Raw genomic sequence first — 16286 nt, forward strand, 5'->3', positions numbered from 1 at the left:
TGCATTAGAAGACCACCACCGACAACAGCAGAATGGCGCCGACCGCCATCATCAGCAGGCCCGGCCAGTTCTGCGACAGGCCGAGAAAACGGAGCCCGCGCCGCCGCGGCTCCAGGGTCGGACCTGGTGTTGCGAGATAAGGCGTCGGACTGTCCGGCGCGGTGGAGACAGCGGCCGGTTCACTAAGCCGCCCGCGCATGATGGCTGCTACCGCCATATAGACGAGGCCGGCGACAGTCAGTAACACGCCGATGAGGATGACAGCCATTTCTCCTCGTTTCCGATGGTTCTGAGCCCGATGCGGCAGCTTGCGCGACGTAGATGACGTACCACGAGCAGCCGCTCAGACGGACCTACCAAACACAAACGGTCTAGCCGCCCAGCAAGTTCCGAAACCGGTGTTTTTGAGGTGCATTCCACAGCGCCGCGCGCTGTGTGAGCCGGTCCTGAGTCTAAACGGACGACCCTTTTCGGAATCATGCACTGCCAGGCGCAACGCGAACTGGCACCAAATCTGTCAACCAATATCCGAGGACGGCACCTTCTCGCCTTCGCGCTTGGCGCGTCTCGAATAGGCGCGCACGCTGAACGGCAAGAAGACCAGATAGCCGGCAACCGAGGCCGTCAGCGTATACCAGGGATAGGTCATCAAAAGCAGGACGTAGAGGACGACTGCGAGGATGATCGGCAGCACCCTGTCGCCCGGTATCCTGACGCTCTTGCCGGAATAGACGGGCAGTCTGCTGACCAGCAGGAACGCCACCAATATTGTAAAGCCGGTGGCAATGAAGGCTGCCAGGCGGCTGGGTTCAAGCCCAAGCCTGAGGAAGAACAGATAGAGCGGCAGCATCACCAGCACCGCACCCGCCGGCGCCGGCACGCCGACGAAATATTCGGTCTGCCACTGCGGACGGTCGAGCTCTTCGTCGAGCACGTTGAAACGGGCAAGCCTCATCCCACAGGCGATGGTGAACAGCAGCGCGGCGATCCAGCCCGGCGAACCTGCCCTGTCGAGCAGAAAGGCATAGAGCACCAGCGCCGGTGCCACGCCGAAATTGACGATATCGGCCAGCGAATCCATCTGGGCGCCGAATTTGGAAGTCGCCTTCAGCATTCGCGCCAGACGGCCGTCGATACCATCGAGGAAGGCCGCGAGCAGCACCATTACCACCGCTGGCTCGAAGCGGCCCTCGAAGCCGAAGCGAATACCTGACAGGCCGGCGCAGATGGCGAGCACCGTGACCAAATTGGGCAGCACCATGCGCATCGGGATTTCGCGAATGCGCGGGCCACCGCCGCCATGCGCCTCGAATTTCTTGAACGGCGGGGCCACCGGTCAGGAGATCCGCACGAGCGGCGTTGCGGCAACGCCGCCGAATTCCGCCAGCACCGTCTCACCGCCAACCGCGGTCTGGCCGACGGCGACACGCGGCGTCGCGGTCGAGGGCAGGAATACATCGACGCGCGAGCCAAAGCGGATCAGCCCGAAGCGCTCGCCGGTGCCGATGGCGCCGCCGGGCTCGGCCCAGCAGACGATGCGCCGCGCCACAAGGCCGGCGATCTGCACCGCGGCGACCGTTCCATTGGGGCTTTCGATGACCAGCCCGTTGCGCTCGTTCTCGGTGCTCGCCTTGTCGAGTTCGGCATTGAGGAATTTTCCTGGCCGATGCTCGATCCTAGAAATGCGGCCACGCACCGGAGAGCGGTTAACGTGGCAGGAAAAGACGTTCATGAATACCGAGATGCGGGTCATTTCGCCGCCGCCGAGGCCAAGCTCGCGCGGCGGCACGGCCGGGCCAACCGCTGAGACGATGCCGTCGGCCGGGCTGACAACCAGCCGGTCGTCGATCGGCGTGACACGCTCGGGATCGCGGAAGAAATAGGCGCACCAGGCCGTCAGGATGAGACCGATCCAGAACAGGGTCGAGGAGAAGTAGCCAAGAAAGAGCGTCGCCGCGCCGAACGCAGCGATAAAGGGATAACCCTCGCGATGGATCGGAACGAACGCATTCTTGATCGTGTCAACGAGGCTCATGGGATGAGGGCAACCTTGGTTCCAAGTCCGGCCTCAATAGCGGAAACACCCCGCGGTCGCAACGCGACAATGAGAGCGCTCGGGGGGTGGCGGTCGCCGCCGTTTCAGGATGCCGTTAGCAGCATCCGGACCGCCGAAGCGATCAACCGGAAATGTTCATTGCGATTGTCGGAACGCAGCACTCTCGCCCGTCCTTGGCAAGACAGCGCCTCTCATCGGCCTTTCGGCCATGACGATTTGCGCAAACCCGAGGTTCTCGGCCCATGCAGAAATCAGCAGCTAGGCAAGTGCAAGTGGTGATGAACGGCTTGGCCTTCGGCGAGTCACCGCGCTGGCACGACGGCCGGCTGTGGTTCTGCAACTGGGGCACAGGCCAGATCATCGCCGTTGACGCCCTGGGCAACAGCGAGATCGCGCTCACCGTGCCGGCCACCCTGCCCTATTCCATTGACTGGCTGCCGGACGGGCGCCTGCTTGTCGTCTCCGGCTGCGAAGGGCTGATCCTCAGGCAGGAGGCAGACGGGAGGCTGGTCACCCATGCCGATCTGAGACACCTGTCGAAGAGCCCGTGGAACGAGATCGTCGTCGATGGACGCGGCAACATCTATGTCAATGGTGGTGGGCCTGCTCCGGGTCCCGGCCAGCATTTCGGCCCCGGCGCCATCGTGCTGGTCGCGCCTGACGGCTCGGTTCAGCAGGTGGCTGAGAACCTCGCCTTCGCCAATGGCATGGCGGTGACGCCTGACAACAAGACGCTTATCGTTGCCGAGTCCCACGCCAACCGGCTGACCGCCTTCGACATCGCTGCCGATGGTGGCCTTTCCAACCGGAGGGTCTGGGCCGATCTCGGCAACGGTTTTCCCGACGGCATCTGCCTCGATGCCGAAGGTGCGGCGTGGTACGCTGACGTTCCCAACCGGCATTGCGTGCGGGTGCGCGAGGGCGGTGCAATGCTCGAAAGCGTCGACGTCGATCGCGGCTGTTTTGCCTGCATGCTCGGCGGCAGCGAGGGAAAAACGCTGTTCATCGTCGCCGCCGAATGGCGCGGCTTCGAACATATGATCAGCGATGCCCGTACCGGCCAGGTGCTCAGGATCGAGGCTACCACGCCGGGCGCCGGCTGGCCGTAGAGAGCTTACATCCCGGGAATCCGCTGATAGTTGGCAATATCGGCCTTGACGCCAAGTCGCGCGATGGTCTCCTGAGGCTTGAAGCCGCTGCGCTCATGCGCGGCCTTGATGATCGGCACGACCTTGTCGACGGCGGCCTGCCCTTCCCATTCGACAATGGTCACGAGGTTGAACTCGCCCGGCCCCGAGAATTGCTCAAGCAGGAAATCCTGGACGAACCCTTGCTGCTGGCGCAGCAAATCATGCGTCATCCGGACCTTGGCAAGAATCTCCTCGCGGGCGTTGGCCGGAACGACAAACTTGTCCACCCGGAATATACTGCCGCCACTAACTGCCTGATTTATCCCATTCATATCGATTGTCTCCGTTTTTGAACGACGCATCTTGCTGCGATCCAAAACGGCCTACGATCTCAACTTAAGTTGAGGTCAAGCACGAATTTTCAGCTCACCTCCGAGGTGCGGCGGCGGACGACGACGCCGAACTCGTCGCTTTCGCGGGCAATGCGCAGCCGCTCCTCGGCCTCGCTTGCCTCGCGCTGGCGGTCCCACATTGATGCATAAAGGCCGCGCTTGGCTATCAAGGCGACATGGGTGCCGCGCTCGGCGATCTGGCCATCCTGCAGGACGATGATCTCGTCGGCCGAAATCACTGTGGACAGCCGATGGGCGATGACGAGGGTGGTGCGGCCCTGGCTGACCAGGTCGAGTGCCGCCTGGATCTCCTGCTCGGTGTGGCTGTCCAGCGCCGAGGTCGCCTCGTCGAGCATCAGGATCGGCGGTGCCTTCAAAATGGTGCGGGCAATCGCCACCCGCTGCTTCTCGCCGCCGGACAGTTTTAATCCGCGCTCGCCGACCATTGAGCGATAGCCGTCGGGCAGCCGCTCGATGAACGGTCCGATCTGGGCCAGTTCTGCCGCCTTGCGCACATCCTCCTCGCTGGCGCCGACGCGGCCGTAGCGGATGTTGTAGGCGATGGTGTCGTTAAACAGCACCGTGTCCTGCGGCACCATGCCGATGGCAGCGCGCAAGCTCTCCTGCGTCACGTCGCGAATGTCCTGGCCGTCGATTAGAATCTTGCCGCGCTGGATATCGTAGAAGCGAAACAGAAGCCGCGAAATGGTCGACTTGCCGGCTCCGGAGGGGCCGACGATGGCCACCGTCTTGCCGGCTGGCACCTCGAAGCTGATGCCCTTCAGGATCTTGCGGTTGGGGTCGTAGGAAAAATGTACGTCGCGGAACTCGACCCTGCCGGCATCGACGACCAGCGGCTTGGCGCCCGGCCGATCGACGATCTCACGCTTGACGTCGAGCAGATCGAACATATTTTCGATGTCGGTCAGGCCCTGGCGAATTTCGCGGTAGATCATGCCGATGAAATTCAGCGGCACCGAAAGCTGCATGAGCATGGCGTTGACGAAGACGAAATCGCCGACGCTCTGTGTGCCCGCCTTCACCTCGAGCGCCGACATCACCATGACGACGGTCATGCCGATACCGAAGATCACACCTTGGCCGAAGTTCAGCCAGCCAAGCGAGGTCCAGGTCCTGGTCGCCGCCAACTCATAGCGCGCCGTGGACCGGTCGAACCGCTCGGCCTCCATGGCTTCGTTATTGAAATATTTGACTGTTTCGTAGTTGAGCAGCGAGTCGATCGCCTTCGTGCTGGCTTCATTGTCGCTTTCGTTCATCTCACGGCGGATCGAAATACGCCAATCGCTCGCCCTGACGGTGAACCAGACATAGAGCCAGACCGTGACCGCGATCACCAAGACGTATAGCCAGCCATAGGTGACGGCGAAGATGCCGGCGGTGAGCGCGAATTCGACGATTGTCGGCGCCGTCGCCAGCATGGTGAAGCGGACGATCGTCTCGATGCCCTTGGTGCCGCGCTCGATGACGCGCGACAGTCCGCCGGTGCGCCGTTCGAGGTGGAAGCGCAGCGACAGTTCGTGCATGTGCACGAAGGTGCGGAAGGCGAGCCGGCGCACCGCATGCTGGCCGACCCGTGCAAACAGGGCGTCGCGCAACTGGTTGAAGCCGAGCTGCACCAGCCGCACGGCATTGTAGGCGACGACCAGCATGACCGGCGCCAGCAGCAGGGCCGGCAGCGGCGGCGGCGATTTGCTATCGCCGGCCAGTGCGTCGGTCGCCCATTTGAAGAAATAGGGTCCGGCCACCAGGGTCAGCTTGGCGACAACCAGCAGTACGGTTGCCCACACCACGCGCGCCCTCAGGTCGGCACGGTCGGCCGGCCACATATAGGGCCAGAGATTGCGCAACGTTCTGAAGGTCGAGCCGGAATCTGCGGAAACGGTTTTCTCGGCCATTCTTGTTTACCTTTATGATTTTAGCGGCCGGAGCAGCAGGAATCGACCAGCGCGGCCAGCGATGCCGAAACATCGGCGAGCGCGGCGCGGTCGAGCTCATAGCGCGAGCGCTGGCGGTCAGGCTCGAAGCGGATCAGCCCGGCCTCGACCAGGATCTTCAAATGCTGGGAAACGGTGGACTGCGCCAGGTCGAGATGCTCGACGACCTCGCGACAGCAGCAGGAACGGCTTGCGGAAAGGTGTTTGAGAATTTCGATCCGCGCTGGATGCGAAAGGGCCGCGAGCCGGACCGCGACAGCGCGGCTATCCGGCGTGCAGTTGGCCGGCGTGCAGTTGGCCGGCGCGCGTTCATCTGCCGCGCGGCTTCGGTCCGTTACGAGGGGGGATTCGGTCATCGTCCATCGGCGATAAACGATGACTGGCCCTGCCGCAAGCTATCCTGATGGGCAGAACGGCTACTCGGTCTTGACTGGCGCCGTCGTCATCTGGTCGCCCATTGCCTTGAGATCGGCGGGCTCGCCTTCCTTCGATTTCTCCGGCACCTTGAACACCTGCCCCGGCCAGATGCGGTTCGGATTGCTGATCTGGTCCTGGTTGGCGAGATAGATGGTCGAGTAGCGCATGCCCTGGCCATAGACCCGCCGCGAAATCCGCCACAGCGTGTCATGGCGGCGGATGATGACTGCGCCATCGGCATGTTCGAGCTTTGGCGCCACGGTCTCGGGAGTTTCGCCCGGAGGCGTTGCGACAGCCATTTCGGCCGGGGCCTCGGTTGTAGGAGTGGGGGCAGTTGCGGGCGTTTCGGCGGCCGTTGCCGGTGCGGCTTCGGTCGCCGGAGCATTCGGCTCGGCTTGTTTTACCACGGCAGGCTTCTGCTCGGCCGGCGCCACGGCCGCAACCGCCTCACCAGGCTCGCGCTCGAACGGCACAGCCGCACGGGCCACCACCGTCACGCCGTCGGCGTCGAGCGCATCGACGTGGATGGTGTAGGTGCCGACCGGGATGTCGCGTGTCGCTTCGACCAGGAAGTGGCGGTCGGGCGAGGTCTTCGCGTCACCGAGCAGGATATCGTTGGCATAGGCACGCACCTTGCGGCCGGGATCGGCGAGGCCGGCAACGAAAATCTTGTTGCCGTCGATTTCGACAGCTTCGACGACGATCTTCGGCTCCACCGCGGGAGTAGCGGGCGCTGCCGGTGTGGCGGGTGCTGCCGGAGCCGGCGCGGCTTCAACAGCGGCCGGCGCGGCAGGAGCAGGCGCTGCTGGAACATCAGCCGCCGGGGCGGCTGGCGCCGGCGCTGCGGCAGCCGGCAATTCGGTGCCGGTGGCGGGTGGCTGAACGGCCGCCTGTTCGCCGACAGGCGGCGAGGCGTCAGATTTCGCCTGAGGGGCCGGAATAGTGAGCAGTTCGGACGGCTTGCCCGGCTCCTCGACCATTGCCAGCACCTGGCCGGTGGAATTCTGGGGGATCGAAACGACGGCGGTCTGCGCCGAGGCGGTCACGACATTGCCAGCCGTAGAGCGCAGCGTGATCGTATAGTTGCCGGGCTTCAGCGGATCGTCGAGAATAATGGCAAAGGCGCCGTCAGGGCCGGCGACCGTCGAGCCGAGCACAGCCGAACCGTTGAGAATCTCGACCTTGGCGTTGGGCGCCGAATTGCCGGCGACGACGATCGAGCCGTTGCTTTCGACGCGCACGATGTCGAAGGTCGGCACGATTGCACCTGCTGCGGCCGGCGCCGCGGGCGCTGCGGCATCGGTGGACGCGGCGGGCGCAGGCGGCAGCCGGCCCTCGGTCGCCGGAGCGGCCGGTTTCGAAGCCGGCGGCGTCAGCGCCGCGACCTCCGCAGGCCGGGTAGAATTGAGATACGGGTCGAGCGCGCCCGATACATAGGCGGTTCCCGCCGCGGCGACAGAGCCGCCAGCCGCGAACAAAAACGCCTTCAATGGATTAATTGCCATGTTTCCCTGCCCCTTAGCCACCTAATTTCGGTCTAGCCTGTTTTACCAAAGCCGACAAGAAAAAGCCCGCCCCAGGGCTTGACCATGCCAATAGTCCCTATCACCAATCATAACATGAACACGATTCGATCTGTCTGCGTCTATTGCGGCTCGTCCCCGGGCCGAGATGAGACCTATATCAAGGCCGGACACCTGCTTGGCCGCTCGATCGCCAAGTCCGGCCTGCGTCTGATTTATGGCGGCGGCACTAAAGGGATCATGGGTGCCGTCGCTGAAGGGGCATTAAAGGCCGGTGGCAAGGTAACCGGCATAATTCCACGTTTTCTGATCAACCGGGAGGCGACCGAAACCGCGCTTAACCGGCTCGACGAGCTCGTCATCACCGACAACATGCACCAGCGCAAGCACAGGATGTTCGAGAAATCTGACGCCTTTGTGGCGTTGCCCGGCGGCATCGGCACCGTCGAGGAGATCGTCGAGATCATGACTTGGGCACAGCTCGGCCATCACCGCAAGCCGATCGTCTTCGGCAACGTCGGCGGGTTCTGGGATCCGATGCTGGCGTTACTCGACCACATGGCAACGGAGGGCTTCATCCACACGGCGCAACGGGTCAAGCCGCTGGTGGTCGAGGATCCGGAAGCAATCGTCGCCGCTATCATGGTGGCAGGATCCTCCGTCGATGCACCGACGGAGGGCGTGCAGTCGGTGATTGATAAGATGTAGAGTGAATGGTGAATGGTGAATGGTGAATGGTGAATGGTGAATGGTGAAGTAGAAGACTTTCCAAACCGGCGCCTGTCTATTCACTATTCACTATTCACTCCTTCCCTACTGCCTTCCTCAAGTCTCCGATGACCGCACGCTTATCCTGACGCCGCCAGGCGAGATGGATCGAGACGGTGCGTTCGAACCACGGCAGATCGCGAAACACGATCTGAGGCGGGGCGGCACTCCGCAGGCTGGCCTGCACCGTCGCCAGCCCAAGCCCGGCGCTGACCAAGCCCAACGACGTCAACGGATCGGTCGTCTCATAGGCTATGTCGGGCAGGAAACCGGCCTTCGCACAGGCGGCGAGAAATTGGCTGCGGTTGGTGTCGTCAGGCTGGCGCACCACCGTTATCCAGGTACGGCCGTCCAGTTGCTGCGGCAGTATCTCCGCGATTTCTGCCAATGGATCGCCTTCCGGCATCGCCAGAACCAGCGGCTCGCGCATGATGAGCATGGCGACGATGTCGGGATCATCGGCAGAAGGAGGCGTGTAGACAAGGCCCAGATCGAGCGATCGTTCGCGCAGCGCTTCGATCTGGGCGGCGGAACGCTGACCCTTCAGTTGAAGATGAAATTCGGGCCGGTCGCGGCGAAACTGGCGCAGCATCCGAGCGACAAGCCCGGCATGGACCGCACCTTCCACATAACCGATGGCGAGACGGCCGACCGTACCGCTGGCGAGATTGCGGCCGAGCTCCTCCAGCCGTCTTGCATGGGCCAGCAGCGCACGCGCCTCGGCAAGAAAAGCGCGGCCCTCGGCATTGAGATGAACACGCTGCCTCGCCCTCTCGAACAGTGCGACGCCCAGCTGCTCCTCCAGCTGAATGATCTGACGGCTGAGCGGCGACTGCGAGATGTGCAGCAATTCGGCGGCACGCCCGACGTTGCCGGTTTCGGCCACCGTGATGAAATAGCGGAGCTGGCGCAGGTCGAACATTGTTGCTTCGATGCTCAAGTCCCGTGAGGTCTCAAATTTAGCCTAATCAGTCTTGGACTGTCTGGCCAGCAGAAGCGAATATTTCCGCATTCCAACGGCCAACATCAGGAGATTCCGATGCAGTTCTTTGCCCTTCTTGCGCGCAACACCGAAAAGTTCACCGACGCCGATTTCGCGCCGCTGCTGCCTGGCGAGGCCGAGCAGCGCCGCACGCTCTATGCCGAAGGCGCCATGCGTCAGGTGTGGAATCGGGGCGACATTCCCGGCAGCGGCATGATGTTCGAAGCCGGCAGCGATGCCGATGTGCGCCACCATCTTGCAACTTTACCGCTGGTCAAGGCCGGCATGATGGATATTGCCGCCATCGTGCCGCTGCAGCCATATCCCGGCTTCGGGCCGAAGCGCTGAGCGCTCGTGAAAGACGCGGCTGCCGGCATTAAGACCGGCCAGCCGCCTTTCTTCGTTACGCGGCTCGAGCTGATGCGGAAACGGTCTTGCGCGCCGAAGAAAACATCGACCAGGAGTACATCGCCAGTGCCGCCCAGATCAGCCCGAAGGCTATGGCCTGAACACTGCCGAAGGGTTCGCCGAAAATCAGCACCGCGATCAAAAAGACGATCGTCGGCGCGATATATTGCATGATGCCGATGGTGGAGAGGCGCAGCAGCCTGGCTCCGAACGCAAACAACAGCAGCGGCACGGCGGTGACCGGACCGCAGCCGATCAGCAAGGCGGTGTCGTTCAGCGAGCTGGAGACGAAATGATCCTGTCCTGTGGCGATCAGGAAGATGATGTAGCCGAGTGCCGGCACCGACAGCAGCAGCACTTCAAGCAGGAAGCCCTGGCTCGGGCCGATTGGCAGCGTCTTGCGGAAGAAGCCATAGGCGGCAAAGGAAAAGGCTAGCACCAGCGACACCCAGGGCAGTTTGCCGGCGTCGATGGTCAGCACCGCGACCGCGATTGCCGCCAGCACCACCGCCGCGATCTGCAGGCGGTCGAGCCGCTCGCCGAGGAGCAGCGCGCCGACAACGACGCTGACCAGCGGGTTGATGTAGTAGCCGAGCGCGGTCTCGATGGTGCGGTCGACCGCGATCGCCCAGACATAGATGCCCCAGTTGACCGAGATCAGCGCCGCCGTCAGCACCGCCATCGAAATGATGCGCGGCGAACGAACTGCCGCTTTGAAATCGGCAGTGCGACCAGCCCAGACCAGGACAGCGGCCGCGATCGGCACCGACCAGACGATGCGGTGGGCGATGACTTCGGCCAGCGGCAGATGCGCGACAGCCTTCATGTAGAAGGGCAGCAGCCCCCAAAGCAGGTAGGCGCCGAGCGCCAGCAGGAAGCCGCGACGAGCTTTGGTGTCGGCCTCGATGTGAAGTGCTTGGGTAGTCATGGCCCAAGGCTATGCGCCAGCGGCTTGCCCAAAACCATCGCAAATTGCTGATGGATCAATGGAGTCTTGCTGATGGTTCAACGCTACTCCGCCGCCGCCAATCCCGCCATGTCGCGGTTCTTCATCAGCTTGTAGACGATCGAATCCATCAACGCCTGGAAGGAAGCGTCGATGATGTTTTCGGAGACACCGACCGTCCACCAGCGCGCACCGGTGCCGTCATGCGATTCGATCAGCACGCGGGTGATCGCCTCGGTGCCGCCATTGAGGATACGCACCTTGAAGTCGGCCAGCTCGAGGTCGGCGATCTCGCTCTGGAATTTGCCGAGATCCTTGCGCAGCGCAATGTCGAGCGCGTTGACCGGGCCATGGCCTTCGGCGACCGACATCTTCTCCTCGCCCTCGACCAGCACTTTCACGATCGCCTCCGAGACCGTCTTCAGCTGGCCGTTGGCGTCGAAGCGGCGCTCGACCATGCAGCGGAACGAGGTGACGCGGAAGAATTCCGGCAGGCCATGCAGCATCTTGCGCGCCAGAAGCTCGAAGCTGGCGTCGGCGCCTTCGTACGCGTAGCCCTCCGCCTCACGTTCCTTGACTACAGCGATCAGCGCATCGAGGCGATGGTCATCCCGGGGCATGTCGATGCCGCGCCGCTTCAGCTCGGCGAGGAAATTGGCCTTGCCACCTTGGTCCGAAACCATGACGCGGCGGCGGTTGCCGACAGTCTCTGGCGGCACATGCTCGTAGGTCGCCGGCTCCTTGGCCAGCGCCGAGGCATGGATGCCGGCCTTGGTGGCGAAAGCGGAGGCGCCGACATAGGGCGCTTGCGCTTCGGGCGCGCGGTTCAGCAACTCGTCGAAGGCGCGGGACAGGCGCGATATACCGGTCAACGCTTCTGCCGAAATGCCTGTAGCAAAGCGGCCCGAAAAGGCCGGCTTCAACGCCAATGTCGGCACGATCGAGATCAGGTTGGCGTTGCCGCAGCGCTCGCCGATGCCGTTCAGCGTGCCCTGGATCTGGCGCACGCCGGCCTCCACGGCGGCAAGCGAATTCGCCACCGCCTGGCCGGTGTCGTCATGGGCGTGGATGCCGAGATGATCGCCCGGTATGCCGGCGGCGATCACCTTTTCGACGATGGCGCGCACCTCGGAGGGCTGCGTGCCGCCATTGGTGTCGCACAGCACCACCCAGCGCGCGCCGGCATCGTAGGCCGTCCTGGCGCAGGCCAGCGCATAATCTGGATTGGCCTTGAAGCCGTCGAAGAAATGCTCGCAGTCGACCATCGCCTCCTTGCCGGCAGTGAGCGCCGCCTCGACCGAGGCCTTGATCGCCTCGAGGTTCTCCTCATTGGTGCAGCCGAGCGCGACGCGGACATGGTAGTCCCAACTCTTGGCGACGAAGCAGATGGCATCCGACTTCGACTGGACCAGCGCGCCAAGCCCAGGATCGTTCGAGATCGACACTCCTGCCCGTTTGGTCATGCCAAAGGCAACGAACTTGGCATCGGCCGTGCGGCGCTCGGCAAAGAAGGCGGTGTCGGTTGGATTGGCGCCGGGGTAGCCGCCCTCGACGTAGTCGATGCCGAACTCGTCGAGCAGCTTGGCGATGGCGATCTTGTCCTCGACGGAGAAGTCGACACCCGGCGTCTGCTGACCATCGCGCAGCGTGGTGTCGAACAGATAAAGGCGCTCGCGAGCCATGGTCATTTCCCGGCAAACATGTCCGTTGCGCGGATCAGCCTGTCGAGGATGCCCGGCTCCGAATAGGCGTGGCCGGCGCCTTCGATCAGATGGAAATCCGCTTGCGGCCACGCCTTGTGCAGCGCCCAGGCGTAGCGCGCCGGGCACGGCATGTCGTAGCGGCCGTGAACGATGGTACCCGGGATATCCTTAAGCTTCCATGCATCGCGCAGCAGCTGTCCCTCTTCCAGCCAGCCGGCATGGACGAAATAGTGGTTCTCGATGCGGGCGAAAGCCAGGGCATAATCATCCTGGCCGAAGGGACCGCTGGTTTCCGGTTCCGGCAGCAGCGTGATCGTCTCGCCCTCCCACAGGCTCCAGGCGCGGGCGGCCTCGACCTGCGCCACAGGATCGCTGCCGACCAGCCGTTTGCGGTAGGCGGCCATCATGTCGCCGCGCTCGGCCTCCGGGATCGGCGCCAGAAACCGCTCCCACTTGTCGGGGAACATCTCCGACACGCCGAACTGGTAGTACCATTCGAGTTCGGCGCGGGTCAGCGTGTAGATGCCGCGCACGACCAGTTCGCTGACCCGCTCGGGGTGGGTCTCGGCATAGGCCAGCGCCAGCGTCGAACCCCACGAACCGCCGAACACCAGCCATTTGTCGAAGCCGCACATTTTTCGCAGGCGCTCGATGTCGGCGACCAGGTGCCAGGTGGTGTTGGCTTCAAGCGAGGCATTGGGCGTCGATTTTCCGCAGCCGCGCTGGTCGAACAGGATGACATCGTACAGCTTCGGATCGAACAGCCGCCGGTGCTTTGGCGAAATGGTGCCGCCCGGCCCGCCATGCAGGAAGACAGCCGGCTTGGCCCCTCTGGTGCCGGAGCGCTCCCAATAGACCTGATGGCCATCGCCAACGTCGAGCATGCCGGACTCGAAAGCCTCGATCTCGGGATAGAGGGTACGGAATTCGCTGCTCATAATTTCAGGCCCTGCTGCGGCCAGTTGGCCGTCTCGTGATCGGGATGCTGGAAGGAGATGATGGATTCCTGTCGCGCGTAGAAATCCGGGTCGTCATGGATCGGCGCGTCGAAGATCGTCTCGACCCAAGGCAGCCTGGCGGCGTAGTTAACCTGGATCTGCGGCGCCAGATCGGAACGGTCGTCGAAGGCGCCGATGGCGATCTCCAGCGCGCCGGGCTGGCGGTAGGTCAGCGGTGTGCCGCAGCGGGCGCAGAAGCCGCGATCGATGTTGACCGACGACTGAAAGTAACTCGGCTCCTCGCGCACCCATTCGACGCCGTCGCTCGGCACTGTCACCAGCGCGCCGAAAAACGACCCGAACTGTTTCTGGCACATGCGGCAATGACAAATGGACGGACGGCCGAGCGCCCCGTGGATGCGGAAGCGCACGGCGCCGCACTGGCAGCCGCCGGCACGAACGGTTTCGGTCATGATTTTTCCTCCGGCGGCCATTGTTCGGTGTCGTGGTCGGGATGTTGGTAGGAGACGAGATCGGCGAGATAGGAGGCCGACGAGACGTCGGCCATCGTTTCCTCACCTGGCAATTCGTGGACGTGATCCACGTACGGGAGCTTGGCTTCGACACCCCATTGGATGGTCGGGGCGATCTCCTCGGGGTGGTCGAATGTGGCGATGGCGAGGGCCACCCCGTCGGGCGCTTCGAAGGTCAGCGGCGTGCCGCATTCGGCGCAGAAACCGCGCAAAGCCGCGTTGGACGAGCGGAAGCGTTTGGGCTCACCGCGCGTCCAGTCCAGCCTTGCGCCGCGCACCGAGACCAGCGGCAGGTAGAAATTGCCGCTCGCCTTCTGGCACATGCGGCAATGGCATACGGAAGCATCACCGAGAGCTCCTTCGACGCGGAAGCGCACCGCGCCGCACTGGCAGCCGCCTGTATAGACCGGTCTGTTGTCGAGGCTCATCGCGCACTACTCCGGGGCATGGCAAACCGCCTCGACATTGTTGCCGTCGGGATCGAAAACAAAGGCGCCATAATAGTTCGGATGGTAGTGCGGGCGCAGGCCCGGCCCGCCATTGTCCTTGCCGCCGGCGGCAATCGCCGCGGCGTGAAAGGCATCGACCTCGGCGCGGCTGCGAGCGGTGAAGGCGACATGCTGATGATCCTTCGGCTTGTCCTTGCCGGCATGCAGCCAAAACACCGGCCGGTCGCGGCCGTAGCCGCCGACCTTGGCGCCGCCGGTATATTCCTGCGGCACCATGTAAAGCAGCGAGGCGCCGAGCGGCGCTATCGCCCTGTCGTAAAAAGCCTTCGACGCGTCGAAATCCGAAACGGTGATGCCGAGATGATCGATCATCTTTTTACCTCCCAGGTGGTGATGCGTTCGCCGGTGACGGGGTCCTTGCCGTCCTTCAACTGGATGCCTTGCGTCAGCAACTCGTCGCGGATGCGGTCGGCCTCGGCCCAGTTCTTGGCGGCGATCAGCGCGAGGCGTTTGGCGATCGCCTTGGCAATGGCGTCTTCATCCACCTTGGCTGTTGCGATGTCGAAGCCGAGGAACAGAAGCGATGCCTTCAGTGAAGCGGCAGCATCGTTGTCTTCGGCGGCTGCGTTGCCGCTACCTGCGTTGAAATCAACAGCATCACCAGCCAACTGCGTCAGCAACTGGAATGCGGCATAGGTGGCAAGGTCATCCGACAGCGCTTCGATCACATCCGCCGGCACCGGCTTTGCCGTCGGCGGCGCCAGATCGGCCGCCCGCTTCCATTTGCGCAGCGTATTCTCCGCCTCTTCCAGCTTGCGCACGGAAAAGTCGATCGGCTCGCGATAGTGCGTCATCAGCATCGCCAGCCTGAGCACCTCGCCCGGCCATTTGCGGCCGCCAAAGGTATCCGTTTCCAGCAATTCGGTGATCGAATAGAAATTGCCCAGGCTCTTGGACATCTTCTGGCCCTCGACCTGCAGGAAACCGTTGTGCATCCAAATCTTGGCCATCGTTTCGGTGCCGTGGGCGCAACGCGATTGCGCGATCTCGTTCTCGTGGTGCGGAAAGATCAGGTCGATACCACCGCCATGGATGTCGAACACCTCGCCGAGATAGGCGGCCGACATCGCCGAGCACTCGATGTGCCAGCCGGGCCGACCCCTGCCCCACGGGCTGTCCCAGCCCGGTTCCTCGGGCGAAGACAATTTCCACAGTACGAAATCCTGCGGGTTCTTCTTGTGCGAATCAACGGCGACGCGGGCGCCGGCCTGCTGCTCGTCGAGATTGCGCTTCGACAACTGCCCGTAGTCCGGCATGGAAGCGGTGTCGAACAGGACTTCTCCAGCCGCGACATAGGCATGGCCGCGTTCGATCAAGCGTTGAATCAAGAAGATCATGTCGACCTTGCCGTCGGGCCTGGGCTCGACGAACTCGGTGGCGCGCGGCTCGACCGTCGGTTCCAGGCAACCGAGCGCCGCAACGTCCTTGTGGAACTGACCGGCGGTCTTTTCGGTGACCCGCCTGATCGCTTCGTTCAGCGACAGCTTGCCAGAGGCAATCTCGCCGCCGAAATCGCGCAGTGCGCGGGCGTTGATCTTGTCGTCGACGTCCGTAATGTTGCGCACGTAAGTGACGTGCGCTTGCCCGTAGAGATGGCGCAGCAAACGGAACAGCACGTCGAAGACGATCACCGGCCGCGCATTGCCGATATGGGCGAAGTCGTAGACCGTCGGGCCGCAGACATACATGCGCACGTTGCGCGGATCGATCGGGAAGAAATCGTCCTTGCTCCGCGTTAGCGTATTGTAGAGGCGCAGGCTCTTCGATGCGTCAGACATACGTGCGTTCCCGGTGCGTTACTTTGGCATGATCTTTTGGGATCGTGCTCTGGATGGAGTCGGTTACGCCGAGGCGCAAATCGGGGTCCAGCCTGCTGGCCGGGGCGTTTGTCCAATCTGGGAGGAGATGAGGCGAAAACGTCCAGGACCAGCGCGAGGCTAGCCGATAATGCAAATGCCACAAATGGCGAAAGACGTTTTCATGGCCGGCTTTATCGCCTTGCCCGGTGTTGCCGTCAAGTCGCTAC

18 protein-coding genes are annotated in these 16286 nt (G+C 63.1%); 3 read left to right on the forward strand and 15 right to left on the reverse strand.

Annotation, left to right across the window (positions count from 1 at the left end; translation table 11 throughout):
• Positions 1 to 4 precede the first annotated feature (4 nt).
• From X773_RS58930 to X773_RS58940, 3 genes are all read right to left on the reverse strand, one after another.
• On the reverse strand, positions 5 to 268 hold the full coding sequence (locus X773_RS58930) for a hypothetical protein (RefSeq protein ID WP_023677727.1): 264 nt from the start codon (positions 266 to 268) through the stop codon (positions 5 to 7).
• A 249-nt stretch (positions 269 to 517) separates the two neighbouring features.
• Positions 518 to 1333, reverse strand: a complete 816-nt coding sequence (locus tag X773_RS58935) for a phosphatidylcholine/phosphatidylserine synthase (RefSeq protein ID WP_023677728.1) — start codon at positions 1331 to 1333, stop codon at positions 518 to 520.
• A gap of 3 nt (positions 1334 to 1336) precedes the next feature.
• The gene (locus tag X773_RS58940) at positions 1337 to 2035 is read right to left on the reverse strand and encodes a phosphatidylserine decarboxylase (RefSeq protein WP_023677729.1); all 699 of its coding nucleotides are present in this window, start codon (positions 2033 to 2035) and stop codon (positions 1337 to 1339) included.
• A gap of 263 nt (positions 2036 to 2298) precedes the next feature.
• Between X773_RS58940 and X773_RS58945 the strand changes: the two genes are divergently transcribed.
• Positions 2299 to 3165, forward strand: coding sequence for an SMP-30/gluconolactonase/LRE family protein (locus tag X773_RS58945; protein ID WP_023677730.1), 867 nt, complete (start codon positions 2299 to 2301; stop codon positions 3163 to 3165).
• A gap of 5 nt (positions 3166 to 3170) precedes the next feature.
• On the opposite strand, the gene X773_RS58950 is transcribed toward X773_RS58945, so the two are convergent.
• The 4 genes from X773_RS58950 to X773_RS58965 form a co-directional block, all read right to left on the reverse strand.
• Positions 3171 to 3518, reverse strand: a complete 348-nt coding sequence (locus tag X773_RS58950) for a hypothetical protein (RefSeq protein ID WP_023677731.1) — start codon at positions 3516 to 3518, stop codon at positions 3171 to 3173.
• A gap of 89 nt (positions 3519 to 3607) precedes the next feature.
• Positions 3608 to 5494 (reverse strand): ABC transporter ATP-binding protein/permease, encoded by a 1887-nt coding sequence (locus X773_RS58955; RefSeq protein ID WP_023677732.1) that lies wholly within the window; start codon positions 5492 to 5494, stop codon positions 3608 to 3610.
• A gap of 20 nt (positions 5495 to 5514) precedes the next feature.
• On the reverse strand, positions 5515 to 5889 hold the full coding sequence (locus X773_RS58960) for a metalloregulator ArsR/SmtB family transcription factor (RefSeq protein ID WP_023677733.1): 375 nt from the start codon (positions 5887 to 5889) through the stop codon (positions 5515 to 5517).
• A 60-nt stretch (positions 5890 to 5949) separates the two neighbouring features.
• Positions 5950 to 7455: a LysM peptidoglycan-binding domain-containing protein gene (locus X773_RS58965; RefSeq protein WP_023677734.1), complete on the reverse strand. Its 1506-nt coding sequence runs from the start codon at positions 7453 to 7455 to the stop codon at positions 5950 to 5952.
• A 114-nt stretch (positions 7456 to 7569) separates the two neighbouring features.
• Here X773_RS58965 and X773_RS58970 point away from each other — a divergent pair, with 114 nt between their 5' ends.
• Complete coding sequence (locus tag X773_RS58970) at positions 7570 to 8181, forward strand: TIGR00730 family Rossman fold protein (protein WP_023677735.1); 612 nt, start codon at positions 7570 to 7572, stop codon at positions 8179 to 8181.
• Between the two features lie 94 nt (positions 8182 to 8275).
• Here the strand turns inward: X773_RS58970 and X773_RS58975 are convergent, their stop codons facing one another.
• Positions 8276 to 9163: a LysR substrate-binding domain-containing protein gene (locus X773_RS58975; protein WP_023677736.1), complete on the reverse strand. Its 888-nt coding sequence runs from the start codon at positions 9161 to 9163 to the stop codon at positions 8276 to 8278.
• Positions 9164 to 9280: 117 nt separating this feature from the next.
• Between X773_RS58975 and X773_RS58980 the strand changes: the two genes are divergently transcribed.
• Positions 9281 to 9571: a muconolactone Delta-isomerase family protein gene (locus X773_RS58980; protein WP_023677737.1), complete on the forward strand. Its 291-nt coding sequence runs from the start codon at positions 9281 to 9283 to the stop codon at positions 9569 to 9571.
• A 55-nt stretch (positions 9572 to 9626) separates the two neighbouring features.
• Here X773_RS58980 and rarD read toward each other — a convergent pair whose 3' ends face one another.
• The 7 genes from rarD to cysS form a co-directional block, all read right to left on the reverse strand.
• Positions 9627 to 10559, reverse strand: a complete 933-nt coding sequence (gene rarD / locus X773_RS58985; protein ID WP_023677738.1) for an EamA family transporter RarD — start codon at positions 10557 to 10559, stop codon at positions 9627 to 9629.
• 83 nt (positions 10560 to 10642) lie between these two features.
• Positions 10643 to 12265, reverse strand: a complete 1623-nt coding sequence (cimA, locus tag X773_RS58990; RefSeq protein WP_198023571.1) for a citramalate synthase — start codon at positions 12263 to 12265, stop codon at positions 10643 to 10645.
• Complete coding sequence (gene pip / locus X773_RS58995; RefSeq protein ID WP_023677740.1) at positions 12262 to 13218, reverse strand: prolyl aminopeptidase; 957 nt, start codon at positions 13216 to 13218, stop codon at positions 12262 to 12264. Before pip ends, cimA begins: the two co-directional genes overlap by 4 nt.
• Positions 13215 to 13691, reverse strand: a complete 477-nt coding sequence (locus tag X773_RS59000; RefSeq protein WP_023677741.1) for a GFA family protein — start codon at positions 13689 to 13691, stop codon at positions 13215 to 13217. Before X773_RS59000 ends, pip begins: the two co-directional genes overlap by 4 nt.
• Positions 13688 to 14179, reverse strand: a complete 492-nt coding sequence (locus X773_RS59005; protein WP_023677742.1) for a GFA family protein — start codon at positions 14177 to 14179, stop codon at positions 13688 to 13690. The genes X773_RS59000 and X773_RS59005 overlap by 4 nt, the downstream gene beginning before the upstream one ends.
• A 6-nt stretch (positions 14180 to 14185) precedes the next feature.
• Positions 14186 to 14572, reverse strand: coding sequence for a VOC family protein (locus X773_RS59010; RefSeq protein WP_023677743.1), 387 nt, complete (start codon positions 14570 to 14572; stop codon positions 14186 to 14188).
• Positions 14569 to 16038, reverse strand: a complete 1470-nt coding sequence (cysS, locus tag X773_RS59015; protein WP_023677744.1) for a cysteine--tRNA ligase — start codon at positions 16036 to 16038, stop codon at positions 14569 to 14571. Before cysS ends, X773_RS59010 begins: the two co-directional genes overlap by 4 nt.
• Positions 16039 to 16286: the final 248 nt, after the last annotated feature.

This window comes from Mesorhizobium sp. LSJC280B00 (assembly GCF_000502835.1).
Classification (GTDB): domain Bacteria; phylum Pseudomonadota; class Alphaproteobacteria; order Rhizobiales; family Rhizobiaceae; genus Mesorhizobium.